This is a genomic window from Streptomyces spiramyceticus (genome assembly GCF_028807635.1).
Lineage (GTDB): Bacteria > Actinomycetota > Actinomycetes > Streptomycetales > Streptomycetaceae > Streptomyces > Streptomyces spiramyceticus.
Window position 1 is genome coordinate 4,317,189 of record NZ_JARBAX010000001.1, and the last position, 25,927, is coordinate 4,343,115.

Annotated in this window: 13 protein-coding genes and 1 pseudogene; 11 read left to right on the forward strand and 3 right to left on the reverse strand. The window is 65.7% G+C overall.

The genetic code is table 11. The features are described from left to right. Positions 1–7: 7 nt before the first annotated feature. Positions 8–1,381, reverse strand: a pseudogene (locus PXH83_RS19960) (APC family permease). 77 nt (positions 1,382–1,458) lie between these two features. On the opposite strand from PXH83_RS19960, the gene PXH83_RS19965 reads away from it, so the two are divergent. Next, on the forward strand, positions 1,459–2,448 hold the full coding sequence (locus tag PXH83_RS19965; RefSeq protein WP_214920209.1) for a 4-hydroxy-3-methylbut-2-enyl diphosphate reductase: 990 nt from the start codon (positions 1,459–1,461) through the stop codon (positions 2,446–2,448). 36 nt (positions 2,449–2,484) lie between these two features. Continuing rightward, entirely contained in the window at positions 2,485–3,225 is a 741-nt protein-coding gene (ppgK, locus tag PXH83_RS19970; RefSeq protein ID WP_274561734.1) for a polyphosphate--glucose phosphotransferase, read from the forward strand. Between the two features lie 8 nt (positions 3,226–3,233). Here the strand turns inward: ppgK and PXH83_RS19975 are convergent, their stop codons facing one another. Beyond that, positions 3,234–3,818, reverse strand: a complete 585-nt coding sequence (locus tag PXH83_RS19975) for a DUF6542 domain-containing protein (RefSeq protein WP_274561735.1) — start codon at positions 3,816–3,818, stop codon at positions 3,234–3,236. 197 nt (positions 3,819–4,015) lie between these two features. On the opposite strand from PXH83_RS19975, the gene ychF reads away from it, so the two are divergent. The 5 genes from ychF to PXH83_RS20000 all read left to right on the forward strand — a co-directional run bounded on the left by ychF (position 4,016) and on the right by PXH83_RS20000 (position 13,517). Then, positions 4,016–5,104 carry a redox-regulated ATPase YchF gene (ychF, locus tag PXH83_RS19980; RefSeq protein ID WP_274561736.1) on the forward strand — a complete coding sequence of 363 codons (1,089 nt, stop codon included), beginning with the start codon at positions 4,016–4,018 and terminating at the stop codon, positions 5,102–5,104. Between the two features lie 413 nt (positions 5,105–5,517). Then, entirely contained in the window at positions 5,518–9,120 is a 3,603-nt protein-coding gene (locus PXH83_RS19985; RefSeq protein ID WP_274561737.1) for a type I restriction endonuclease subunit R, read from the forward strand. Continuing rightward, positions 9,117–10,538 carry a restriction endonuclease subunit S gene (locus PXH83_RS19990; RefSeq protein ID WP_274561738.1) on the forward strand — a complete coding sequence of 474 codons (1,422 nt, stop codon included), beginning with the start codon at positions 9,117–9,119 and terminating at the stop codon, positions 10,536–10,538. Before PXH83_RS19985 ends, PXH83_RS19990 begins: the two co-directional genes overlap by 4 nt. Further along, a complete protein-coding gene (locus tag PXH83_RS19995; protein WP_274561739.1) occupies positions 10,535–12,154 on the forward strand; it encodes a type I restriction-modification system subunit M in 1,620 nt (539 codons plus the stop codon). The genes PXH83_RS19990 and PXH83_RS19995 overlap by 4 nt, the downstream gene beginning before the upstream one ends. Positions 12,155–12,785: 631 nt before the next feature. Beyond that, a complete protein-coding gene (locus tag PXH83_RS20000; RefSeq protein ID WP_274561740.1) occupies positions 12,786–13,517 on the forward strand; it encodes a hypothetical protein in 732 nt (243 codons plus the stop codon). A gap of 241 nt (positions 13,518–13,758) precedes the next feature. Here PXH83_RS20000 and PXH83_RS20005 read toward each other — a convergent pair whose 3' ends face one another. Next, positions 13,759–15,183, reverse strand: a complete 1,425-nt coding sequence (locus PXH83_RS20005) for a hypothetical protein (RefSeq protein ID WP_274561741.1) — start codon at positions 15,181–15,183, stop codon at positions 13,759–13,761. A gap of 847 nt (positions 15,184–16,030) precedes the next feature. Here PXH83_RS20005 and PXH83_RS20010 point away from each other — a divergent pair. The 4 genes from PXH83_RS20010 (at position 16,031) to PXH83_RS20025 (ending at position 25,563) form a co-directional block, all read left to right on the forward strand. Then, a complete protein-coding gene (locus PXH83_RS20010) occupies positions 16,031–18,184 on the forward strand; it encodes an AIPR family protein (protein WP_274561742.1) in 2,154 nt (717 codons plus the stop codon). Positions 18,185–19,001: 817 nt separating this feature from the next. After that, positions 19,002–20,030 (forward strand): tyrosine-type recombinase/integrase, encoded by a 1,029-nt coding sequence (locus PXH83_RS20015; protein ID WP_274561743.1) that lies wholly within the window; start codon positions 19,002–19,004, stop codon positions 20,028–20,030. A gap of 404 nt (positions 20,031–20,434) precedes the next feature. Next, entirely contained in the window at positions 20,435–21,874 is a 1,440-nt protein-coding gene (locus tag PXH83_RS20020) for an ATP-binding protein (protein WP_274561744.1), read from the forward strand. A 239-nt stretch (positions 21,875–22,113) separates the two neighbouring features. Continuing rightward, on the forward strand, positions 22,114–25,563 hold the full coding sequence (locus PXH83_RS20025) for a type ISP restriction/modification enzyme (protein WP_274561745.1): 3,450 nt from the start codon (positions 22,114–22,116) through the stop codon (positions 25,561–25,563). The last annotated feature ends 364 nt before the right edge of the window (positions 25,564–25,927 follow it).

Below are 25,927 nucleotides of genomic sequence, written 5' to 3' on the forward strand. Positions count from 1 at the left end.
ACGAAGGCTAGCCGTCGCCACTGACACCATGGCCGGCCCGACGCCCCTGCTGTACGGCCACCACGACCAGCCCCGCCACCAGCCACACCGCGCCCACCGCCTGCGCCGTGCCCGAAGCCTCCACGATCACCGCGACCGCGACCGCCGCCCCCAGCACCGGCAGCAGCACATGCCGCCACCACACCGGCGGCCCCTCCATCCTCCGTACGGCGAACCAGCCCACCACCGAAACGTGCAGCAGCACGAACGCCGTCAGCGCCCCGATGTCGACCACCGACACGAGTTGATCCAGGCCGTCGTCGCGCCGGGACGCCCACACCGCCGCCGCCATCGTCACCACGGCCGCCAGCAGCAGGGCCAGACGCGGCACGCCCGATCCGCCGTCGATCCGCGCCAGCAGACGCGGCAGCCGCCGCTCCCGCGCCATCGCGAACAGCAGCCGCCCGGCCGCCGCCTGTCCCGCCAGCGCCGCGAACGCCGCCCCGATCGCCTTGCTCAGCGCCACCAGATCGTGCAGTCAGGTGCCCACCGAAGCGTCCAGCGTGTCGTAGAAGGCGGACCCCTGCCTCCCGGGCTCCGCGGCCAGCTCCGCCGCCGACATCGGCGCGAGGAGCGACGCCAGGTAGGTCTGCGCGACGAACAGCACCCCCGCCAGCGCCAGACAGCACAGCACCGCCCGTGCCACCCGCTCCGAGCCGCCCGTGACCTCCTCCGCGAACGAGGCGATCGCGTCGAACCCGAGGTACGACAGCACCGCTACAGACACCACTCCGAAGACCGCCGCGAGGGAGAAGGAGCCCATCGAACCGTCACCACTCAGCGGCGACAGCCAGCCGCGCCGCGCCCCGTCCTGTACGAGCACCACGACCGCCGCCACCACGAATACCGCCAGCACGACGATCTCCATGACCAGCACCGCGAATCCGACGCGGGCGGCCGTCCGTACACCCCACATGTTCAGCGCGGTCGTCACCACCACGGCGATCGCCGTCCACACCCACTGCGACACGGACGGCACGAGCGCGTGCATCGCAATGCCGGAGAAGAGATAGGCGACGGCCGGGATCAGTACGTAGTCGAGCATCGCCATCCACCCGGCGATGAACCCCGGCCCCTCACCGAGCGCCTTACGGGCGTACGCGAAGACCGAGCCCGCCTGGGGGACCACCCGCACCATCTGGGCGTAACTGAATGCAGTGAACGCCATGGCGACCGTAGCGACGACATAGACGAGCGCGACAGCGCCGTGCGACTTGGCGTCGAGCGTCCCGAAAACGCCGACAGGGGCCATGGGCGCGATGAACAACAGCCCGTAGACGACGAGATCCCGGAACCCCAGAGTGCGCCGCAGACCCGTCGTCTCGTCCAGGGTTCCGGTCATCGCGCCTCCGTACGTAGAACCAGGCGTTCAGTCTTGATCGCGGAGGCGACCGAAGGGCCGCGTGGCGCGGCCTTACGATGGGAAACATGACTGCACCTGCCGCCCGTCGTGTCCTTCTCGCCGCTCCCCGTGGCTACTGCGCGGGTGTGGACCGTGCCGTGATCGCCGTGGAGAAGGCCCTGGAGCAGTACGGGGCGCCGATCTATGTCCGCCACGAGATCGTCCACAACAAGTACGTCGTACAGACCCTGGAGAAAAAGGGCGCGATCTTCGTCGATGTGACGGCGGAGGTGCCCGAGGGCTCTATCGTCATGTTCTCCGCGCACGGCGTCGCGCCGACCGTGCACGCCGAGGCCGCCGAGCGGAAGCTCGCGACGATCGACGCGACCTGCCCGCTGGTCACCAAGGTCCACAAGGAAGCCGTCCGCTTCGCCAAGGAGGACTACGACATCCTCCTGATCGGCCACGAGGGCCACGAGGAAGTCATCGGCACGAGCGGCGAGGCCCCCGACCACATCACGCTGGTCGACGGCCCCGAGGACGTCGCCAATGTCTCCGTACGCGACGAGTCCAAGGTCGTCTGGCTCTCCCAGACCACCCTCTCCGTGGACGAGACGATGGAGACGGTCGACGCCCTGAAGGAGAAGTTCCCGAACCTCCTCTCCCCGCCCAGCGACGACATCTGCTACGCCACGCAGAACCGCCAGATCGCGGTGAAGAAGCTGGCCGAGGACGCCGAGCTGGTCATCGTCGTCGGCTCCAAGAACTCCTCGAACTCGATCCGCATGGTCGAGGTCGCCCTCGACGCCGGCGCCCCCGCCGCGCACCTGGTGGACTTCGCCGACGAGATCGACGAGGCGTGGCTGGAAGGCGTCACCACGGTGGGTCTGACCTCCGGCGCCTCGGTCCCCGACGTCCTGGTGGACGGCGTGATCGAGTGGCTGGCCGAGCGCGGCTACGGCGACGTGGAGACCGTGAAGACCGCCGACGAGTCGATCACCTTCTCGCTGCCGAAGGAGCTGCGCCGCGACTTGCGCGCGGAAGCGGCCCGCCTCTCCGGGAAGTAACTGTGAGTGTCAGTCCCACGCCGTAACGTTGTGTCCATGAACGTTTTCGGAGTGGACATCGGCGGATCCGGCATCAAGGGCGCTCCTGTGGACCTGGAGCGCGGTGACCTGGCCGAGCCGCGTCACAAGGTACTGACCCCGCACCCGGCCACGCCCGACGGCGTGGCCGACTGCGTTCACGAGGTCGTCAGCCAGTTCGGCTGGAGCGGCAAGGTCGGCATCACCTTCCCCGGCGTGGTCACGGGCGGCATCACGCGTACGGCCGCGAACGTCGACCAGGGCTGGATCGACCGCGACGCCCGGGCCCTGCTCAGCGACCGCTTGGGCATGCCGGTCACCGTGGTGAACGACGCGGACGCGGCGGGCATCGCCGAAATGACCTTCGGCGCGGGCGCGGGCCGCAAGGGCACGGTCCTGCTGCTCACATTCGGTACGGGCATCGGCAGCGCCCTCTTCCGGGACGGCCGACTCGTCCCGAACACCGAGCTGGGCCACCTGGAGCTGAACGGCCACGACGCGGAGAAGCACGCCTCCACGAGGGCCAAGGACGACGAGGACCTGTCCTGGGAGCACTGGGCGAACCGGGTGCAGAAGTATCTGTCCCATGTCGAGATGCTGTTCTCGCCGGAGCTGTTCATCATCGGCGGTGGAGTCAGCCGCAAGGCGGACCGCTTCATCCCCCGGATCGAGGGCATCCGCGCCGAGATCGTCCCGGCGCAGCTCCAGAACAACGCGGGAATCGTAGGAGCGGCAATGGCAGCCAGCACCCGAACGTAACGTCGCCTCTACTTTGACTTGACCGGCTTGGGGCGGCGGGCGGCGGTGCGGAGGGCGGCGGCCTGCTGCCGGCGCTGTGTCATCAGCCGTACCTTCCGTACGGTCGTGATGACCCCCGCGACGAGCGTGCCGCCGTACAGCCAGCCCGCGTGGACCGCGAGGCCCGTGATGACGGCCATGATGCGGCTGCCGAGGCCTTCCCCGCCGCCGCCCGCGATGGGCACCATGCCGACGGCGAATGCGATCGGTACCGCGATCGGCGCGGTGACCAGGTCGACGGGCCGCACCCACAGGGCGGTCAGGGCGCTGACGGGCAGGAACAGCAGTCCGTACACAACCGCCGAACCGTCGAACAGCAGCCCGTCCAGGCCGCCGAACACCAGCATCACGGCGGCGGCGAAGAGCCCGCTGCCGAGCCCGGTCAGCCGCGGGTTCGGCAACCGCCGCAAGGCAAGCACGACGGGCGGCACCGGCCGTGCGGGCCTGGTCGCGACCCGGCAGACGGCGGCGGCCTCACCTGGCCCGCTCGACGGGAGCAGCGGTGTCTGCGACCGCTGCTGGGGACGAGGGGGTCCTGTCCTGTGTTGCTCCACCTGGACAACGTAGGTCGCAAGGCAGGAGGAATCCGGCGCAGGACACGCCCTTTGGGTGACCTTGGCCGTGAGTTCGATGTCACGTTTCCGCTCGGCAGCCCTGCGGGAGCTTCCCGCCGTCGGGCTTTCCGCCCGCGCCCGTAAACTGGGGGATCGGTCCACTCCCGGGCCAGTCCTCACTCCAGGAAGTCGCCAACGTGTCGCTCACGATCGGAATCGTCGGCCTGCCGAATGTCGGCAAGTCGACCCTGTTCAACGCCCTGACCAAGAACGACGTGCTGGCGGCCAACTACCCGTTCGCCACCATCGAGCCGAACGTCGGCGTCGTGGGCGTTCCCGACCCCCGCCTGGCCACGCTCGCCGGAATCTTCGGCTCCCAGAAGATCCTCCCGGCGACCGTCGACTTCGTCGACATCGCGGGCATCGTGCGCGGCGCCTCCGAGGGTGAGGGCCTGGGCAACAAGTTTCTGGCGAACATCCGCGAGTCCGACGCGATCTGCCAGGTCATCCGTGCCTTCAAGGACGAGAACGTCGTACATGTGGACGGCAAGGTCTCGCCCAAGGACGACATCGAGACGATCAACACCGAGCTGATCCTCGCCGACCTCCAGTCCATCGAGAAGGCCGTCCCGCGCCTGACGAAGGAGTCCCGTCTCCAGAAGGAGAAGGTCGCGGTCCTCGCGGCGGTGGAGAAGGCCCAGAAGATCCTGGAGACCGGCGAGACCCTCTTCTCGGCAGGCATCACCAAGGGCACGGAGCAGGGCGACCTCCTCCACGAGCTCCACCTCCTGACCACCAAGCCCTTCCTGTACGTCTTCAACGTCGACGAGGACGAACTGGTCGACGAGGACTTCAAGAACGAGCAGCGCGCCCTGGTCGCCCCCGCCGAGGCGATCTTCCTCAACGCGAAGATCGAGTCCGAGCTCATCGAGCTCGACGACGACGAGGCCCTGGAACTCCTCCAGTCCATGGGCCAGGAAGAGCCCGGCCTCGCCACCCTCGGCCGCGTCGGCTTCGACACCCTGGGCCTCCAGACCTACCTCACGGCAGGCCCCAAGGAGACCCGAGCCTGGACGATCAAGAAGGGCGCAACGGCCCCCGAGGCGGCCGGTGTGATCCACACCGACTTCCAGAAGGGCTTCATCAAGGCCGAGGTCATCTCCTTCGCCGAGCTGGTCGAAACAGGCTCGGTCGCCGAGGCCCGCGCGAAGGGCAAGGCGCGTATGGAGGGCAAGGAGTACGTGATGCAGGACGGCGACGTGGTGGAGTTCCGCTTCAACATTTAATTGAAGTTTCAACTAAATTGCCTGCCCTGTAAAGTCGCAGGTCAAGAGGGGTCCGTCAATTCGAGATGGGCCCCTTTTGCGGCTCATTGAAGGTCTGGCGGTGCTTTTGGTGCTGGATGCTGTCCCGGCGGGCCGGAATCGACCACCTGTCGGTACCTGTGGCCACCCCCGGGATGCTGTCCCGTGCTGACATTGCGATCTCGGTGCAAGGTCTGACGGCAACTCGCGGCAGGGCGGGCCTGATGCTCGAGACGGGCGGTGGCGGTCTGACTCTGTACAGGCGGCGGGCGCCGGGGCCGTCGATCTTGTCGTGATCGGTTCATTTGCCAGAGCGGAGCGCTCGGTTAGGCATAAGCTGAGAGGTCTTGTCACAGGTGAGGGCCGGATGTGGCCTGGTCGAGGAGCAGCAGCGTATGAGCGGGCAGGCACGGCGTCGTGAGCAAGTCCCGGAGCAGCTGAAGGCAGCCGCTCGGAAGTCGCCCAACTTCGGGCGGCTCTACGCGATGCAGCCCCTGCTCTCGATCTACGGTTCCCAGGCCGAGCAGTCCGTCTTCACCAATCCCAACGTCTCTTACGTGGCGTCGGGCCAGTTCGGAGAGGTGCTTGCCGAGGAGCTGGTCCAGCGGGCAGGGGTGCGGATCGAAGGGACCCGTCAGGTCGACCGGCTCGCCGGGCTCCAGCGGGCCGGTCTGCTGCCGGGCCGTACCCGGGACGCCTTCGACACCCTTCGCCGGGGGCGGAACGACGCCGCGCACAATCACCTCTTCGACACCAGTAAGGCCCTCAAGGCCGTCGAACTCTGCTTCCAGCTCGGGCAGTTCTTCTCTCGTGCGATCGATGGCGTCCGTGAAATCTCTGCGTTCGTACCGCCGCGGCTGCCGAGTGACGTGGCGGCCGGTCCCGCCGAGCTCGAGGAGCTTCGCGAGGCGCTCGGCCACCACCAACGCACCCTCGCTGAGTCCCGCACCCGCCTCGGCGAAGTCGGCGACCGCCTGGAGGCCGAGCAGCGTGGCCGGGAGGAGGCCGAGAAACTGACCGCGGCCGCCGAGCAGGCCCGCGCCGAGTCGGAAGCACTGGCCGCGAGCTACCGGGAGGAGATCGAGCGGCTCAGGAGCGAGCAGCGGAGCCGTTACAACCAGGAGCGTCTCAAGCCCCGCCCGGTCGCTGCCGCCGCTCGCGAGGCGATCGTCGCCCGTGCGCAGCGGCCCGAGCCGCTCAACGAGGTGCAGGCTCGCGCCCGTATCGACGAAATGCTTGCCGCGGCCGGCTGGACCGTCCAGGACAAGGCCGACCTCAACCCGCTCGCCTCCCAGGGCGTCGCGGTCCGCGAGTTCACCCTGGCCACCGGCCGCGCCGATTACGTCCTCTATGTCGACGGCATGATCGTGGGCGTTATCGAAGCCAAGCGCGAGGGCACCGCCCTGGCTGGGGCCCTTGCCCAGAATGAGCGGTACGCGGCCGGTGTCCTCAAGGAGTACTCACTGGCGGTGTGGCGCGAGGAGGAACCGTTCGCCTTCCGCTACGCGACCACCGGCGCGGAGACGTTCTTCGTCAACCTCCTCGACCCGTACGCCCGTTCCCGCCCGGTGTTCGCCTTCCACCGGCCCGAGACCGTCGCCGCCTGGATGAAGCGGGCCACCGAGCACCCGGACACTCCGACCTTCCGCGCAGCGCTGCGCACCGGGCTCCCGGTCCTGGAGACCCACGACCTCCGCGCGGCGCAGGAGGAGGCGATCATTGGCCTTGAGCAGTCCCTCGGCGAGGACAAGCCGCGCGCCCTGATCCAGATGGCCACCGGCGCGGGCAAGACTTACACCGCCGTCACCGAGGCGTATCGGCTACTGAAGCACGCGGGCGCGGGCCGCGTCCTCTTCCTCGTGGACCGGAACAACCTCGGCCGCCAGGCCAAGGCCGAGTTCGACAAGTACCGGGCCCCGGACGAGAACCGCAAGTTCACCGACCTCTACAACGTCGACACGCTCGGCCGCACCGGCCTCCAGGAGACCTCCGCCGTGGTCGTCTCCACCATCCAGCGCATGTACTCCCTCCTCAAAGGCGAGCCCCTGGAGGACACAACCGAGGCCCAAGACCGCGAGGACTCGTCCACCCTCGACGAGAACTACATGACCGACCGCCCGGTCACCGTCGAGTACAACCCGGACGTCTCCATCGAGTCCTTCGACGTGATCGTGATCGACGAGTGCCACCGCTCCATCTACGGCCTATGGCGCGGAGTCCTCGACTACTTCGACGCCCACCTGGTCGGCCTCACCGCCACCCCCACCCGCCAGACCAAGGGCTTCTTCGACCACAACCTGGTCTCCGAGTACACCTACGAGCGGGCCGTCGCCGACGGGGTCAACGTCGACTTCGACGTGGTCACCATGGACACCTCGGTACGGGAAGCCGGCGGCGCGAAGATCGACAAGGGCACCACGGTCCGTATCCGCGACCGCAAGACCCGTACACAGCGGTATGAGGAACTGGACGAGGACTTCGCGTACACGGTCGGCCAGATCGGCCGCACAGTGATCACCGAGGACGAGATCAGGGCCGTTCTCACCTCATACAAGAACAACTGGCAACGCTGGTACCCGGGCCGCGCCGAACTGCCCAAGACTCTTGTCTTCGCAGCGAGCGACGACCACGCCGACGAGGTCCTGAAGCAGGTGAAGGAGGTCTTCGGACGCGGTGACGCCTTCGCCAAGAAGATCACCTACCGGTCCCGGGACAAGGGCGACGACCCCGAGCAACTCGTCAACGACCTGCGGAACTCGCCGTTGCTCCGGGTCGCCGTAACCGTCGACATGATCGCCACGGGGACGGACGTTCGCGCCCTGGAGTGCGTAATATTCCTACGCGCCGTACGCAGCCCCGTCCTCTTCGAGCAGATGAAGGGGCGAGGCTCCCGCACGATCGACCCCGACGAGCTGAAGGCGGTGACGCCGGAGGCGGCGGCCGACCTCGCCAAGGACCGTTTCGTACTGGTCGACGCGGTGGGCGTCACAGCCTCGCCGCTGGTCGACACCCGGCCGATGCTGCCGCCGGACACCGGGAACCTCAGCACGGACAAGCTCATGGACAGGGCGGGCAGCCGCTCGCTCACCGCCGAACAGGCCGAGACGCTCGGCCGTCGCCTGGCCCGCCTGGACCGCAAGCTCACCGAGGAGGAGCGTGAGCAGATCAAGCAGGCATCGGGCGGCGTCCCACTCGGCGAGCTGGTCCGCCGGATCTCGGACGCGGTGGATGTCGACACCCAAGACCGGGCGTACCGGGAAGGCGGCGCGGATCAGGCCCGGCGCCTCGTCCAGGACGCGGTCGAGGTCCTGACCACGCACCCGGGGCTCCGCAAGCTGATCGTAGGCATCAAGCAGCAGCACGACCTGACGTACGACGCGACAACCGAGGTCGGGATACGGCTGACGGAGGTCCCGCGAGAAGAACGCGCGGAGAAGGAACTCGCCGAGTGGCGGCGGTTGTTGGACGGCCGCCGGCGCGACGAGCAGGCGGCGGAGGCGATCGCACTCCAGGTGATCCTCGGCAGCGGTTCCCGGGTCCGCTCGCAGGAGGCACGGGCCCATCTTCGCGAGCTGCTCGCCACCATCAAGGCCACCAACCGGACGTGGACCCCGAAGGTCATCTGGGACCACTACGACCTGCTAGGCAAGGCGTCGGAATCCCTGTCGAAGACGGCCGGCCTTGGCGACCTCATGAATCTCGTCCGCTACACGCTCGGCGCGGACGACGAACTCCGCCCTTACCGTACGGTGGTCGAGGAGCGCTTCGAGGGCTGGCTGCTGCGGCAGAACCAGACGGGCATCGAATTCACCGAGGACCAACAGTGGTGGTTGCACCGCATCAAGGACGCCATCGCGGTGGACGTGGGTATGGAACGCGAGGACTTCGGCCACCTCCCCTTCTCGGCGAAGGGCGGCGGCCGCGGCTTCGCGAATGCGTTCGGTGACAAGGGCCGGGCGCTGGAACTGCTGGACGAGCTGAATCAGGAACTGGCTTGAGTGCGGATATGGGTGAGTTGGCGGAGGGGTGGGTCGCCACTTCCCTGGACCAGGTCTGCGACGTCAACGGAGGAATTCAGAAACAGGCGAAGCGTCGGCCGGTTGTCAACAAGTTCCCATTTCTGCGGGTGGCGAACGTGGGGCGGGGCACGCTGGACCTCTCCGAAGTTCACGAAGTTGAGCTGTTCGAAGGGGAACTCGACCGATTTCGCTTGAAGGCTGGCGACTTGTTGGTCGTGGAAGGGAATGGAAGCCCGGATCAGATTGGGCGCGCCGCGACCTGGAGGGGCACCATTCCTGATGCCGTCCACCAGAACCATCTGATCAGGGTTCGCCCGACACAGGCGATCGACCCAAAGTTCCTGGAGCTCCTCTGGAACTCGCCCGTGGTGAAGAATCAGTTGATGAGCGTGGCCCAGTCCTCAAGCGGCTTGTACACGTTGAGCACAGCGAAACTGAAGCGGGTCCAGCTGAACCTGCCGCCTTTGGTCGAACAGCACCGCATCGTCGAGGCACTCGAAGAACAGCTCTCGCGTCTCGACGCCGCAAAGGAGGGGGCGGAGAGGTCACTCAAGCGCATTGACATACTGGGCTCAACTTTGCTGACTTCCGCATTGGCGTCGACGACAAAGGTTGCGAAGCTAGCAGATGTCCTCGCTTCGCCGTTGATTAACGGCAGATCGGTAAAGACCTTGGAAGGCGGCTTTCCCGTCCTTCGGTTGACTGCAATCAAGGATGGTCGACTCGATCTGTGCGAATTTAAGACTGGAGCGTGGGATTCGGAAGATGCTAAGCCCTATCTCGTCGAGAAGGGTGACTTCCTGATCTCCAGGGGAAATGGATCGCTGAAGTTGGTGGGGCGAGGCGGACTGGCTGGTGAAGTCAAGGAAGGGGTGGCTTTTCCGGACACGATGATTCGCGTACGGGCCAACCCTGCAATTGCCACTCCCGAGTTTTTGTCATTGATTTGGGGGACGCGCACTGTTCGCCGGCAGATCGAGAGTCGTGCGCGAACAACGGCTGGCATCTATAAGGTCAATCAGCAGATTCTAGAGTCAATCGAGTTTCCGTTGCCCAGCCTTGACGAACAGCTCGCGATGGTTCGACGTCGCGAGGCCGAGATCGATTACCTGGCCGCAGTCCGGACCTCTGCGGGAAATGCGCTGAGACGCTGTCGCTCGTTGGAGAACGCGCTGCTTCGCAAATCGCTCTCCGGCAACCTGCTCCCTCAGAACCCCGCCGACGAACCCGCCACCACGCTCCTCGCCCGCATTGCCGCCGAGCGCAACGCCGCCAAGCCTGCCCGCAAGGGCAGGCACGCCGCTCGCCCCCGCAAGGCAACCGCAGCAGCCGCGGCGCCCGCCCCGGCTCCAACCCCCGCCCCCGTAACGACCGTTCAGCAGGAGCTCTTCCAGTGACCGCCCCCGCTACAGACGACGCAGCCACCCCCTCCGCCGAGGGTGTCCCGCTCACCGAAACGCCCAAGTCCAAGAAGGCCGCCGCGCAGACCAACACCCTGGTCGCCAAGCTCTGGAACTACTGCAACGTCCTCCGTGACAACGGCATGTCCACCATCGAGTACGTCGAGCAGCTCTCGTACCTGCTCTTCCTGAAGATGGTCGACGAGATCGAGAACGACCCGTGGGAGAGCCGCGACCTCAGCGGCATCGTGCCGGAGGACTACAACTGGGAGTCCCTCGTCAGCAAGCGCGGAGCGGAGCTCGAAGCGCACTACCGCGCCATCCTGGAGCACCTGGGCCGTAAGCCCCACACCACCATCGGCACGATCTTCGCCGACGCGCAGAACCGGATCACCAAGCCCGCACTGCTCGAGAAGCTTGTCGTCGAGCTGATCGGCCGCGAGGAGTGGACGGTCACCGGGACCGACCTCAAGGGCGACGCCTACGAGGGGCTGCTCGCCAAGGGCGCCTCGGACACGAAGACCGGCGCCGGCCAGTACTTCACGCCGCGCGCGCTCATCGACGCGATGGTGGACGTGACACGGCCCGGACCGGACGACACCATCACCGACCCCGCCTGTGGCACCGGCGGGTTCCTGATCGCCGCGCATACGTACATCACCCGGCACCACATCAAGGACATGGACCTTGAGGCCCGCAAGGCGTACGACAGTGGCCGCAAGATCTGGGGCAACGAGCTGGTCACCGGCACCGCCCGCCTTGCCGCCATGAACATGCTCCTGCACGGCATCGGCAAGAGCGACGGCCCGAGCCTGATCGACGTCGGCGACGCGCTCGCCGAGAAGCCGAGCGGGCGGCACGCCTCACTCGTCCTCGCCAACCCGCCCTTCGGCCGCAAGTCCGCGATCACCGTGATCGGCCAGGACGGCGACCTAGAGAAGGAAGACGTCCAGTACGACCGCGACGACTTCACCGCCACCACGACCAATAAGCAGCTCAACTTCCTTCAGCACATTATGTCGTTGACCGCCGTGAACGGCCGGGCGGCCGTCGTCCTCCCGGACAACGTCCTCTTCGAGGCAGGCGCAGGCGAGAAGGTCCGCCGCAAGCTGCTCGACGAGTTCGACCTGCACACGATCCTGCGCCTGCCCACCGGCATCTTCTATGCAGGCGGCGTCAAGGCCAATGTCCTCTTCTTCGACAAGAAGCCCCCGCGCGCTGACGGCAAACCGCACACCACCATCACCTGGATCTACGACTTCCGCACCGGCCAGCACTTCACCATGAAGCAGCGCCCACTGACCCGCTCCCACCTGGACGACTTCGTCGCCAGGTACAAGGCGAGCGAGCCGCTGACCGCCCGCGTCACCGACGAGGACGACAACGGCCCCTGGAAGCCATACACGTACGAGGAGTTGACGGCGCGCGACAAGGTCAACCTCGATATCACGTGGATGAAGGACCCGGCCCTGGAGGACGCGGACAGCGACCTGGAGCCGGAGGTCATCGCTGAGGAGATCGTGCGCGATCTCCAGTCCGCCCTCGTTGAGTTCACTGCCATCGCGAAGTCCCTGGGCGCGGATGTGGACGTACCGGAGGCGGAAGAGGTCTGACGACGGCCGGAGAGTTCGTCGTCACCGCGCCGGGGAGCCACAATGCCAAGTGCCTCGTGGCCCTTCGGCGTTCCCGTGCGGCTGCTGCCGGCTATTCCTCCGGGACGGCGATGCCGATGGTTCCTTGCGCCGGCACCGTTTCTACGATGCACCGGCCCGATGATGGAGCAACCGCGACAGCACAACGGCGGACACCCCCCTCGGCCAACCCCGCTACCTCTCCCGGGACAGCGCCGACGGCAGATCCTGCTACGTCGTCTCCGGCTCCGGCGGTGAACTGGCCTCGCGGCCGACCGGCCAGTACACGGCCCTGCAACTGGCAATGGTCGCTCGCCCGCGTGTTCCGGAACCCTGGGGCGATGCTCGCGGACCATACGGCAGGTGTGGGCGAGCTCCGCTGCCTGAGCCGATGCCTGGACGCGAGCCTGGCCGACTTCGTACGGATCGCGGAAGGCTGCAGAATCCTGCCGTAAGAGAGTGAGGGGCCGGATCAGGAGCCGAACCGATCAGATCTAGCCACAAACCGACCATGATCCGCAAAGCCGCTTGACCGGCCTCTGTACGGTGCAGGGAACATCAGGAGTCACGTCCTGAAGTTCCCCGTCCTCCCACGCGCCGCACAGAGGTATGCATGGCCATCGCACACCCTCAGACCCGTCAGTTCGAGTCGTTCGTCACGAACCTGTCGTACGCACGCCAGATGGTGCGAGCCGGGCAGGCGCTGGAGGTGCTCAGCCCCAAGGGCATCGACACCGGCGATTTCTACCGGGCTGCCTGGGTGCAGTCCATCGCTGCCCTCGAACACTGGGTGCAGGAGGAGGTGTTGCGCCGGGTCGCCGAGGAAGCTGCCAAGGACGACCCGGACATGCCGCGGAAGCTCCGTGACTACCCGTTGCCGCTGCATTGCGTAGAGAAGGTGCAGCGGGGCGAAACGACCACCGCTGAGGTGGTCGCGGATCGGGTCCGCCAGGACATTGCCCGCCAGACCCTGCAAAACCCGGACGCTATCGCGAAGGTGATGGCGCTCGTCACCGACGTCAAGGTGTGGCGAGAAGCGGCGAAGTGGGTCAACCGGTGGAGTCAGTACCGCACTTCGTACGACGAGAAACGGCTGCGCGGTCAGTACATCCTGCTGCTCCGCCGCCGAAACCAGATCGCACATGACGCGGATCTGATCGACGGTGATCTCAAGCAGCGCCGCCAGATTGGCGAGGCTAATGTCACGGACGCCCTCAACTGGATCGAGCGGATTGCGCTCGCGCTTGCGTATGCGCTGGACGGGGACGCGTCCAAGACCCCAGGGCATCCGGCCTCGGCGGGGGCTTCGGAAGCACCAGGTGGAGATCAGCTGCACATCGACTGAGTGATTGTCGTCGAGCCCTGCGAACTCGTCACCGACTGGCTCATGCTCATCGAAGTCGCACCATCGCCCGCGAAGTAAATGGTAGTTAGGAGTCGATCCGGGAAACAACGTTCCTGTTCCGCGGCCCGAACCGGCACACTCCGTAGGCGTGGAGGAGGGCGAGCCGCCGAGGGTTCATCTCCATGACGGCATGCACGGTCAGGAACCAGATGCTGCCATCTGCCCACCGTGCGAAGCGCAGTCACCACGAGGTGCGTCGGTTCCCAGGAGCTACGGAGCTTCCGTGGAGACCGACCGCGACGGATCCCGGGCCGTCAGGTGAAAGAGCGCGGAGGACCAAGTCGATGACGTAGTCGCTGCTGGCACCTCGCGTACCAAGCCATCCGTCCTTGAGGAGCGTGGCGAACGTGGTGTTATTCAGATATCTGGGTACATCTCCTTCCCGAAGGCGCCGGCCACCACGAGAACCTCGAGCGAGTGGGCTGTCGATCAGCGCCTTGAAGTGAGGGCGGGTGAGGTACATGCCGGGGATGAGCGCAGTGGAGCTCATGACGAAGGGCACGTTCCGGCACAGCTTGACCATGCTCGGAGCGGTGACGAGCCGAGGATCCAAGCCGTCGTCGAGTTGTTCGCACTCCTTGTCTACCATCGCCATGCGCTCCAGCTCGCGCTCTGCGGTCGCGTCGTACCGGTATGTCCAGAGGCCCGCCTCCTTGCGCATCCGCTTGTACTGGACTGTGGTAACACTCCCGGTGAACTCGTTCACGTAGATCATGTCGACCCCAGTGACGGTCTCCACGTTGTGGCGGTTGGCGTTGTACACGAAGAGACGATGGCCAGACGGTCCGCCGCTGCGACGGTAGATGCGCCACCCCACCTCGATCGCGTCCATGCCCGGCATCCCCGGGAAGCGGTGGTAGTCGTGCACGATCTGTTGGTCCTCGATCTGTCGGAGATCGGGTAGCCCCGCGAGAAATGGAACAGAGCGGGTCTCCAGGACTTCGGACGCAACGGGAGACTGCCAGGACTCGACCACGTCACGCTCCATGCCCGCGGCCTCGAGCAGCATGCCCACGGCGTCCTTCTCCAGGTTCAGTTTCTCGCCGACGGCGCCTGCTGGTGGGTGCATCCCAAGGGACTGCTCCAGGCCGGAAAGCGTCGAGGTCATCTCGGGCCGTAGCTGACGTACGCATTCGAGCAGTCGTTGGCCGGCTACTTCCGACATGCGGCCGTCGTCCTGAAGGAAGCGCCGGCTTGCTCCCATCGGCATCTCAAGATCCGCGAGTGGGAGCGGCCGAGTGAGCGGGGTGAAATCCCTGGAGAGCAAGGAGCGTTCGTAGGTTCCTGATCGTCTCCCGGGGAAAGCGCCACCGACGCCGATGACAGTGCGCTTGCCGAAATCGGGGTCCCGGTCGGTGAAGAAGGTCAGACACCATCCTCGGGGCTTTCGCCACTCTTTGTACGGGTAGGCGAAGCTCCGCTCGTCTCGCTGAAGCCAGCGTGGTGGGGGTTCCGGGAGGCGCTGCAGCATGAGGGTGGTGCAGTGGACCAGCGCGACGGATGCCACGAGAATCTCCCGATGATGAAGCAGTTCGACGTGGTCATTCTCGGGTAAGTCCAAGCAAAGTATCGCCTGTTGATCAAAAGTGCGGCGATGGTAGTTCATGGAGCTGACCGTCGTGCCCCAGTCGTACACTCGGTCGTCGAGTCCTCGGCCGGTGAGCGAGTGCAGGTCCGGCCTGATGCCCTGCGGGGTGCCTTCGTGAGCGGGCCGTAGAGGGCGGCATGCCTTTCCGTCGGCCTGGTCGATCTAGACGGCAACGCTAAGTACACGCCCCGCAGGCTGCGGCACTTTCTTCGCCTCAACTGTCCTGGCCAATGGTGTGCCGATCCATGAGGTCTCGCGCTGGCTGGGTCACCGGTCGGTCAAGGCCGCGGTCGACATCTACGGGCATCTGCTACCCAGTCCCTGGGAGCGTTGCCGAGGGGTGCTACAGCACGCCACGCCGCCCGCATCTCTCGACGCAATGCCCTGCCACCGAAGGAGGCGAGCTGGAGCGATGGCACCCGAGTTGCGTAGGCGGGCAGGAGAGGCGTCTGTGCTGCATGGTGCTGGGATAGCACGCCCGTGCTGGGATGAACCCCTCCAGAACCACGTTTCCCCAGGTGGCAGCTCTCTAATGCGGATTCCCTTTCAACAACTGCGTTCCGCCACGTCGCTGATGTGGTGGAGTTCAGTTCGAAACTACAAGTGACTGACTAGGCAGGGGACCTTGCTCCGGCCTCATCAGGCATGTCCGCCACCCTGGTGGTGCACGAAGGGGCAAGCCGTCCCCGTGGGCTGCATCACCGCCAGTGGCGGGCGTCTGCCGGGGAGCGCCGCCGACGAACAGCTGATGCGCCTCCTCCGTCAGCACGAGGGTGTGACGGGGGCTCATCCGTTCAGTCCCACCGGTTCACGCTTCTCGTAGCATATGAGAAGTTCAAACGCGTGATCGTGACTGGGGGCAGGGATGAGCAAGAGCGGGCAGGCAATGCCGCTGGAAGTCCGGCATGTTCGCGATGCGCTGAAGCGCGAGTTTGATCCGCTGATCTCGCTGACTGACTACGAGAAACGTCAGCCGTCGGAACGTGAGAATGCCTTCAACTCGCGTGCGATGTCCGCCAGGGCGGCTCGCATGCTCACGGACTGTACGTCCGAGGAAGCGGCAGAGTCGGTGATCGACGGCCGGGACGACTTCGGTATCGACGCAGTGGCCTTCTCCGCCTCCGCCCCCGAATTGTGGCTGATCCAAGCCAAATGGAGCGACAAAGGCAAGGCCGGCTTCGACACCAGCGCCGCACATAAGCTGGTACATGGCCTGAAGAAGCTCGACAATCGGGACTTCGACCAGTTCAACGAGCGGTTCCGACGCCTCGCTGACCGGGTGCGGTCGGTGCTCGACGTGCCTACCTGCAAGGTGGTCCTCGTCATCGCTGTCATGGGCGAAGGGCACCTGTCCACGGAGACCGAGGCCATACTCGTCGAAGCGGCTGAGGAGTTCGGTGGCTACACGCGCTCCATCGAGCACCGGGTGCTCAACCAGACGGACTTCCACCGTGCTGTCCGCGAGGACCTCAAGCCAGAACCGATCACCCTCACCGCCACCATGACGCAAGGCTGGCATTCCCGGGAAACCCCACACCAGGCATATTCGGGGCTCGTGGCGGCTGACGAACTCGCTCAGTGGTACGCCGATAACGGTGAGCGGTTGTACGACCGCAACGTCCGCAGATCGCTTGGCCTGACCGGAGTCAACCAGACACTCGTCGAAAGTCTGATCCGGGATCCGCAGGGCTTCTGGTACCGCCATAACGGCATCACGGTTCAGTGCGACAAGATTGAGCCGCACTTCTTCGCGAAGCAGAAACCCAGTGAGCCCGTCAAGCTGGTCCTCGAGAACGCAAGCGTCGTCAACGGTGCGCAGACCGTCAGTTCTGCCCACCGGGCGTTCCAGCAGAACGAAGAAGCGGTGGGAGAGGCGTACGTTACCGTCCGGATCATCTCAGTTTCCGGTGCCCCGGAAGGGTTCGCGGGCGAGATCACCGAGGCGACCAACACGCAGAACCACATGGAGCGGTCGGACTTCATCGCGATCAAGCCAGTACAGAGCCTGATCCGTGAGGACTTCCGACTCTCTCTTGACAAGGACTACGTATTCAAGCGCGGCGAGCTCGAGCCATCGCCGGCGTTCGGATGCTCGGTCCGCGAGGCCGCCACCGCCCTTGCCTGCGCTCACCCGGACCCGGCCCTGGCGGTACGGGTGAAGGGCTCAGCCGACGCGCTCTGGGAGGACGGTCCTGGAGGCATCTACACCCGGCTGTTCGGGCGCATGCCCAGCGCTTATCAGATCTGGCGTAGCGTCCTAATGATGCGGCGGGTGCGGGAGTCCTTGCACGAGGTCCGCTCCACGCTCACCGGACGGGCGGGTTCAATCGCTGATAGTGGTGCTCTGCTGGTGGCGCACATGGTTGCTCAGCAGGTCGGCTCGGAGGGAATCGACGAACCAGACTCGGGTTGGGAGTCCTCTCTGGAGGACGTACCGGCGCGGGTCGGCGCAACGCTTGCCCAGCTCATTCCGCTGGTGAACCACCTTTTTGGCGGCGGAAGTTACATCACCAGCACCTTCGCCAGTGAGGAACGCTCCCGAAAACTGGTCGCCGCTGTCCTTCAGGCGCTCGCCGACGGTACGGACGCTGGAGACCTCGCTGCGTACCAGCAGCGGGGCGATTCGAAGCCGCCTAGGCGCCCCAATACCGTGACCCTGCTTATCGACCATGACCGCATTCCAGCCGGTACCAGGCTGATGTACCACCCCAGCGCGACGGAGGAGCAGGCCATCGGGGATTGGCTGAACGTCGACCCGAGCCGGGCCTACGCGACCTGGGTCAACGACCGGCGTAAGCCGTTGCTCTGGGAGGCTGACGGGAACCGTTACTCGCCAAGCGGCCTAGTCACGCACATCTGGCAGCAGGCCGAGTGGCGCGAGGCGTGGAGCGCGGTCCAGGGGCCAAAACAGTGGGGTGTGCTGGGCGAAAATGGAACGCTTGTTGACCTCGCAGAGCAGCTCTGGCAGCGGCTCCTGAGGGAGTCCTTGCCTGAGGAGGAACAGTTCGAGTCACTCTAATAAAGGCAGCCGCCAGCGGCGCCCGGGCACAGTGACGCGTGTCAGCGATCCAGCTCTGCCTCGGCCCTCTTTCGATTCGGCACTGGGTGGGCGAGGTGTGAGCGAGGAGTGCGCGGCGCTCTGCGCGAGCATCGGCGACTTCGATGCGCAGAGCGCACTGTCTCAACGTGACGCGGAACTCGAAGTCCCGTCCGAGGACGCACGAGCTGACCCGCGCGGCCGAGCCGTTCTTGTCTCTGAGGCCGAACTTCGTGACAACGGACGTGTTCGAGCCGGTTGCGACCTTGAGTGCATCCGTACTGCGTTGCCGGTCGGCTGTGGAGCTGGGTGGCTCTCCGTCCTCAGGGCGGGCGGCTGAAGCGTCGTTTACATCCAGTAGGCCAGAAGGTCGAATCCCCGTCTGTCTGGAAGTACGGCACAGATGGAAAGACAGTGGCTCCGCCCGTGGAGTAAGGGCGACTTCGCCTAAAAGGGCGGATTAGGGACGGGTGTCTTGTCCGGTTGTGAGGCGCTGACGACGATCTCAAGTGCAGGGTCCGGCTGCAGATCGGAGACTTGGGTGGCGAGCGTCTTTCAGAGGTGCAAGCGGGACGCCCGGGATCGGAACTATCCGTGTGCGCGTCCAAGGTGCGGCCATGGGTGGACCGTGCGGTACCGGGAGCCGGGCGGTAGGCGAGGACGGCAGCGGGAGAGGTCGTTTCCGCGGAGGATCGGCCTGGATGGTGCGGACGCCTTTGCCGCCGGTGTCGAGAAGGACAAGCAAGCCCGCGTCTGCGTCGACCCTGCGCGCGGTGCCATGTCTTTGTCGGTCTGGGCTGTGGAGTGGCTTGAGAGACGAGTCATCGGTGAGTCGACCCGCCGCAATTACGGGGAGTTCATCCGTAACCATCTTGCGCCGCGCCTCGGTGGGAAGCCACTGGCCGGGCTGGCGCGGAGAGACTTTGAGAAGTTCGTCAAGGACATCTACCGAGGCGGTGCAGGGCTGGCTGCATCGACAATGAACGACCGCATGGTGATGGTGGCCGCCATCATGGAGGCGGCCGTCGTCGACAAGCGCATCACGGAGAACCCTGCACGGGGCATCCGGATCTCCCGTAGAGATGCAGTGGCGGTGGACGAGGGCGAAGTTCCGACGCCAGCCGAGGTGGATCTGATCGCTGCGCACATCGCGCCACAGTTCCGCCTCACCGTCTACCTTCAGTCCGGCACAGGCCAGCGCCCCAGCGAAGCCCTGGCTTTCTCCACCGAGTGCAGGCGGCCCGGCTACGTCAGGATCCGATGGCAGGTCAGTGCCAAGGCACACCGTAAGGACTGCCAGACGCCCTTCGTGCCGCTCAAGCATCGGCTGGAGAAGGAGTGCCGAGACGTCCCAACCGCCCAGTTCATTGAGCAGGAGATCGACGCGCATCTCTTGAAGTGGAAGCCGGTGCCCGTCGTCTTCGCTGGGCAGAAGGGGAAACGGATTCGGCTCGAGACCTTCTTTGCCCCACGTCAGCCTGGCGCTGGCGTGATGCCGTCCATCGCGTCTTACGGCTACCAGTTCAAGAAGGCATGCCTGTCGGCTGGCCTGGTCGATCTGGACGGCGATGCCAAGTACACGCCCCGCAGCCTGCGGCACTTCTTTGCCTCCACTGCCCTAGCCAACGGTGTGCCGATTCACGAGGTCTCGCGCTGGCTGGGGCACCGTTCGGTCAAGACGACGGTCGACATCTACGGGCATCTGCTGCCCAGCGCGTGGGATCGCTGCGGGCAAGTTCTGCAGCGCGCCATGCGGCCCGCATCCCCGGACGCGACGTCCCTCCCGTCCGAGGAGGCGAGCTGGAGCGCGGGCACCCGAGCTGCGTAGGAGTATGAGAGCCGTCTCGCCTTCATGGTGCTGGGATAGAACGCCCGTGCTGGGATGGTGCTGGGATGACCCCTGCAAAACCCGCGTTTCCGCAGGTGGGAGCTCTGCACTACGGATTCCGCTTCAACGTGTGAGCGAGTGAAATAACACCACGTTGGTTGCTTGGCAAACATGCAGGTCAGATGGGGTCCGGCTCTTCCGAGTCGGGCCCCTGGTTTTTGCCCGTGCTGGGATGGTGCTAGGAAATCTGATCCCTCGTCACCCGTCATCACCCCTGCTCACCTCTACCGTGCTGGGTTTTCGGTAGGGCTTCCCGCCTCTGCACTTCATACACTCGGCCGCTCGGATGAAGTAAGATTCAATCTACGTAATAATCTATCTACGTTGATCGGCTGGGGAGTGTCGTGGAGTTCCAAGGTCGGGCTGGGGATCTTGAACTACTGGCCGAGCAGTACCGGACAGTGGCAGAGGGTGCTGGAGCCACTCGGGGGCGCGCTGTGATCATGACGGGCCGGCGCCGAGTAGGGAAGTCGCGACTGGTCCAGGAGTTCTGCGACCGTTCGGGAGCGCCGTACGTAGTGTTCCAGGCCACCCGGGGGCGCAACCCTGTGACGGAGCGCGCCGACTTTGCCGCGACGCTCGCGCAGTCGCCAATGCCGGGGGCGGAGCTGGTCGCCGGCCTCCAGGCGCAGGACTGGAACCAGGCCCTGCGCTCGCTGGCGCTCGCGGTACCCGATGACTCACCCAGCATCGCGGTGATCGACGAGGTGCCCTGGCTGGTCGAGCAGGATCAGGAATTCGAGGGCGCACTCCAAACTGTCTGGGACCGTCACCTGTCTGCCAAGCCCGTGCTTCTGCTTCTGGTCGGCAGCGATACATCGGTGATGGAGGCACTGCAGTCGTACGGGCGCCCGTTCTTCGGCAGGGCAGCGAAAATGACCGTCCGTCCCCTGAACCTGGCCGACGTGCAGGCCATGACCGAGCTCGACGCCGCCGGGGCTGTCGACGCCCAGTTGATCACTGGAGGATTCCCCGAGATCGTGCAGTCATGGCGGCCGGGTATGGGGCGTACTGCCTTCTTGCAGGCTTCGGTCACCAATCCTCTCTCGCCCCTGCTGGTGGCTGGCGAGCTGTCCCTGCTGGGCGAATTCCCCGAGGCTTCGCACTCACGGGCCGTACTGGAAGCGGTGGGCAGCGGTGAGCGCACATTCAGCACCATCGCAGCCCAGGCCGGCGGCGCCAGCGCGCTGCCGTCCGGCACGCTCTCCCCGCTACTGGCCATGCTGCAGGCCAAGCGAGTCTTGGCCGCTGATCTCCCCCTCTCCGTCAAGCCGGACAGCAAGAACAAGCGCTACCGGATCGCCGACCCGTATCTGCGGTTCTGGCTGGCCTTCCTGGCACGCGCGATCCCGCTCATCGAGCGTGGCCGCGGTGACTTGGCGCTGGAACGCATCGAGCGGTCATGGACCACTTGGCGCGGACGAGCGGTCGAGCCACTGATCCGCGAGTCCTTGCTGCGCCTGATGCCCAACGACGAGTGGCCCGAGACCGAGGCCATCGGTGGTTGGTGGAACCGTCAGAACAACCCCGAGATCGACCTCATCGGTGCAGACCGCGAGCCGGTGGCCCGGCAGGTGCACTTCGTCGGGTCGGTCAAGTGGCTCGAGACTCAGCCCTTCGGCCGTCATGAGTACGACGCCCTGGTACGCGACATGCTCGCCGTCCCCGGCACCGCCCCGGATACTCCATTGGTCGCGGTCTCCCGTTGTGGGGTGGCCGATGATCTGCCGCTCACTGCGCACTGGGGGCCGGAGGATCTCGTACGGGCGTGGCAGCCCCGATAGCCGCGGAGCAGCGATGTGCTCCTTCTCGTGCCGTGCGAGATGAGCACAGTGGCGGGGTCCGCCTCGGCCGGATCGGTCCCACTGCATCAACACCCGTACCTCAAGGGCCATTGGCACCGGCACGCGCCCTCCGTGCGCCCTGCGCCCCTGTGCGCGCGCTCCCCCGTCCTATTGCTGCGGCTCAAGCTGTGGGACGGCGGTGAGCCACCGCAAAGGGCTACAGCCTGGAGGGGGACGGTGTGCCGGAGGACTGGATTCGGGCTCTCGTGGCGGACTTCGGAACCGAGTGCAGGGCGGGCCTGAGATTCAGCGATACCGAAGCATCGGTCAGCCCGCCGGTGAAGAAGCTCGTCGAGGCATTCGGCGCACGCTGGAGGGTGAACTCCCGTCTGCATCCCGAATTCCCTCTCCCGGAAGCGAGAGTGCGGCCCGACTATGCCGTGGAGAGCGGGGGACGTGTCACCGGCTTTCTGGAGTTGAAGGCACCTGGTCACGACATCACGCCGGATGGCTTCACGAAGCGTGATCGCGAGCAGTGGGAACTAATGCGTCAGCTCCCCAATGTTCTCTACACCAACGGTCACACGTGGTGCTTGTACCGGGGTGGCCCGCTTCCCCTCCGGACAGTCCGCCTTGAGGGAGATCTGTACCGGTCCGGCAGCCGACTGCGCACAGTTGACCCTGATGGTGCCTCGCTGCGGGACCTACTGCGCGACTTCCTCGGCTGGCAACCTGAACGGGTCACCACCGTCCGCCGGCTGGTGACTTCGATGGCTCCGTTGTGCCAGTACCTTCGAGCAGAGGTGCTGGAGCAACTCGATATCGAGCGGCGGACTCCGGAAAGCGCCCCCACTCGGCGACGTGCTCACAAGCCCTTCACCGCGCTCGCCCATCACTGGAGCAAGGTGCTCCTCCCGTCGACCGACGGGCAGGACTCGGACCACATCTTCGCCGATCGTTACACGCAGACGATCGCCTTTGCTCTGCTCCTAGCACGCACCGAGGGTCTGCGCCTGACAGGTCGGGACCTCGCCGCAGTGGCAAGTGAGTTGGAAGTTGAGAACACGGTCATGGGCCGTGCCCTGCAACTCCTGACGGAGAGGGTGGATGCCGAGTTCGCCCGGCGCCTCAACACCCTGGTCCAAGTGGTAGACGCCGTCGACTGGAAGTCGATCACGAAGCAGCGACCCGACGCCCACATGTATCTGTACGAGGACTTCCTGGAGGAGTACGACCCCGAGTTGCGCAGACGTTCCGGTACCTACTACACCCCGCCGCGACTCGTCCGTACGATGGTCCGCTTCACCGACGCTGTGCTGCGTACCCGGCTCGACTGTGCGGAGGGCTTCGCCGACGGCCAGGTCACCGTCATCGATCCGGCGATGGGAACAGGCACCTTCCTCAGCGAGATCATCGACACGGTCGCCGAGCAGCGGGCCCGACGAGGGCAGGGCTTCCGTGGTGAGGCGGTGGAGCAGCTGGCAGGGCGACTGATCGGTTTCGAGCGGCAGATGGCGGCGTACGCGGTCGCCCAGATGAGGATTACCCAGACCCTTCGTGAGCAGGACACCCGCACACGGCTCGACGACTTACGGCTCCACCTCGCCGACACTCTTGCCGACCCCTACGAGAGGTCCTCGCTCTTCGCCTTCCTGCCCGCCGACGACGCGTTGGTCGAGAACAGCCGCCAAGCGGATTGGATCAAGCGGGAACAGCAAGTGACCGTTGTGATCGGCAACCCGCCCGACCGTGAGAGGGCCGAAGGTGAGGGGGGGTGGGTAGAGGCAGGTTCCGAGAAGGAAGGCATCGCGCCTCTGCTCGACGACTTTCGCCTGAGAGGAAGGAACGGCACGCAGGAGAACAAGCTCAAGAATCTTTATGTGTATTTCTGGCGCTGGGCCACCTACAAGGTGTTCGACCAGCACCGTCCTGAATCGCACCGCGGCATCGTCGCCTTCATCAGTACCGCGGGTTTTCTCAGTGGTCCGGGTTTTCGGGGCATGCGGGAGTATCTGCGCCGTACATGCTCGGAGGGCTGGATCATCGACCTCAGCCCGGAGGGCATCCGGCCTCCGGTGCGGACACGCCTCTTCCCCGGAGTGCAACAGCAGCTCATGATCGCCGTGTTCGTCCGCAGCGGGGGCGGCGAGAAGCCCGCCGGCATCAGATATGTCGCCCTGGAGGGCACAGCTGAACAGAAGTATGCACAGCTTGAAGATCTCACTCCTGACAGTGCGCAATGGCGTCCCGTTCGTTCAGACGCCCAGGCCCCGTTCACCCCTGCGGCGGAGGGCGACTGGGATACTTATCCGGCCCTTGGCGACCTGTTGCCGTGGGCGGTGCCTGGCGTGCTGCCGAAGCGCACGTGGGTCTATTCCACGGACAACGACACGCTGCGGGCCCGATGGAGGAGGCTGACCGCAGAGCGAAACGTCGAGGAGAAGAGGGCCCTGTTCCGGGAGACGCACAGCCGAACCGTCGACAGGCAGGTATATCCCCTGCCTGGCTCTGCACTGCCGAAACAGTCGATGATGGACAGCTCTTCTGCCTGCCCGGAACCAGTACCGGTCGCCTACCGACCCTTCGACCGACAGTGGGTTATTCCAGACAACAGAGTCCTCGACAGAAGTTCGCCGGAGTTGTGGGAGAGCCAGATTCCAGACCAGATACGGATTGTTGAGCAACACTCCAGGAAATTCGGTCCCGGGCCCGCCGTACTCTTCACGGCTCTGTTGCCAGACCATCATCACTTCGATGGTCGAGGCGGTCGCGTTCTGTCCCTCCTGCAGAAGGATGGCACACCCAACGTGGCTCCCGGTCTGCTCCAGCACTTGACTAACTCCTACGGCTACCGGAACGTCTCTGCGGAAGATCTGGCTGCGTACATTGCCGCCGTCATCGCTCACCCTGACTTCACCTCACGGTTCGGAGATGAACTGACCACGCGAGGCGTTCGCGTGCCGCTTACCGGGGATGCCGCACTGTGGTCGGAGGCGCTCTCTCTCGGCAGGACCGTGATCTGGGCATCGACCTTCGGCGAACGGTTCATCGACCCGCAGGACGGGCGGCCGGGCGGTGCCGATCAGGTCTGGGGGACAGCGCTGCCGACGATCACGTACCGGAAACAGGTCGGCAGACACGAAATGCCTGAGCGATTCCTCTATGATCCCGACCGCCTAGAGCTGTGTCTCGGCAGCGGTGTCTTCGGGCCGGTTACGCCCGGGGTGCGCGGGTACCAGGTCAGCGGGCAGAACGTACTTGACGGCTGGCTGAGGCGACGAAGCGGCCCTCCGTCACCCAAAGCGAGCAGCGAGCTGGACCGTGTACGCCCGGACCAGTGGCTTCCTGCTTGGAGCGAAGAACTTCAGCATGTACTGGCGGTTTTGTGGCACCTGGTCGAAGTGCAACCCGCCCAATCCCTATTACTCGACCGTGTCCTAGCTTCCCCTCTGATCAGTGTGGAGGAGCTTCTCAGGCGCGGTGTTCTCCCCGTGGCGGAAATTGCCCGCCGCTCAGCTCCGGCGCCATCGCGTGACCAAACCATCCCAGGGACTGAGGGCATCGAACTACGGGAACCGCACGCAGTCAGACCGATCACGCCGCAAGGCCAAGCGCCAGTGGAGGCTCCGACCCCGCGGCCACGCAGCAGCAGGGAGCCCGGCAGTAATCGGCCGTACCGGAAGCGGTAGCCGGATACTGGATGGCGGGGATCGCGAGCCCGTGTTCCGCGACCTGGGGGAGGGGACAGGACGCTCCGGTACGCGGTCCATCGCGATCTCCGTGGAGGGGCAGCCCACAAGCGAGCTGGCGAGGACACGCGGGGCGGATCAGGTGGGTGAACGACCTTCCTGAACCCCGATCAGTTGGCGCTGGTGCGGCCCAACTGGCCGTGCCTGGCATGTGCCAGCGCCCCGGCGGGCACTGGCAAGACGGTCGTCGGTCTGCATCGCGCGGCGTACCTGAACCGACGCACCACTGAGGGCCCGGGAAGAGGCACGAGTGCGCGCAGATCGACGGCACGGCGACGATCCTGGAGACACTCGGGCCGGCTGT

Excerpts from the sequence above, each read along its gene's own strand:
- PXH83_RS19965 (WP_214920209.1), top strand. The coding sequence starts at position 1,459 with ATGGGAAACATGACTGCACCTGCCGCCCGTCGTGTCCTTCTCGCCGCT.
- ppgK (WP_274561734.1), top strand. The coding sequence starts at position 2,485 with ATGAACGTTTTCGGAGTGGACATCGGCGGATCCGGCATCAAGGGCGCT.
- PXH83_RS19985 (WP_274561737.1), top strand. The coding sequence starts at position 5,518 with ATGAGCGGGCAGGCACGGCGTCGTGAGCAAGTCCCGGAGCAGCTGAAG.
- PXH83_RS20000 (WP_274561740.1), top strand. The coding sequence starts at position 12,786 with ATGGCCATCGCACACCCTCAGACCCGTCAGTTCGAGTCGTTCGTCACG.
- PXH83_RS20005 (WP_274561741.1), bottom strand. The coding sequence starts at position 15,183 with ATGAACTACCATCGCCGCACTTTTGATCAACAGGCGATACTTTGCTTG.
- PXH83_RS20010 (WP_274561742.1), top strand. The coding sequence starts at position 16,031 with ATGAGCAAGAGCGGGCAGGCAATGCCGCTGGAAGTCCGGCATGTTCGC.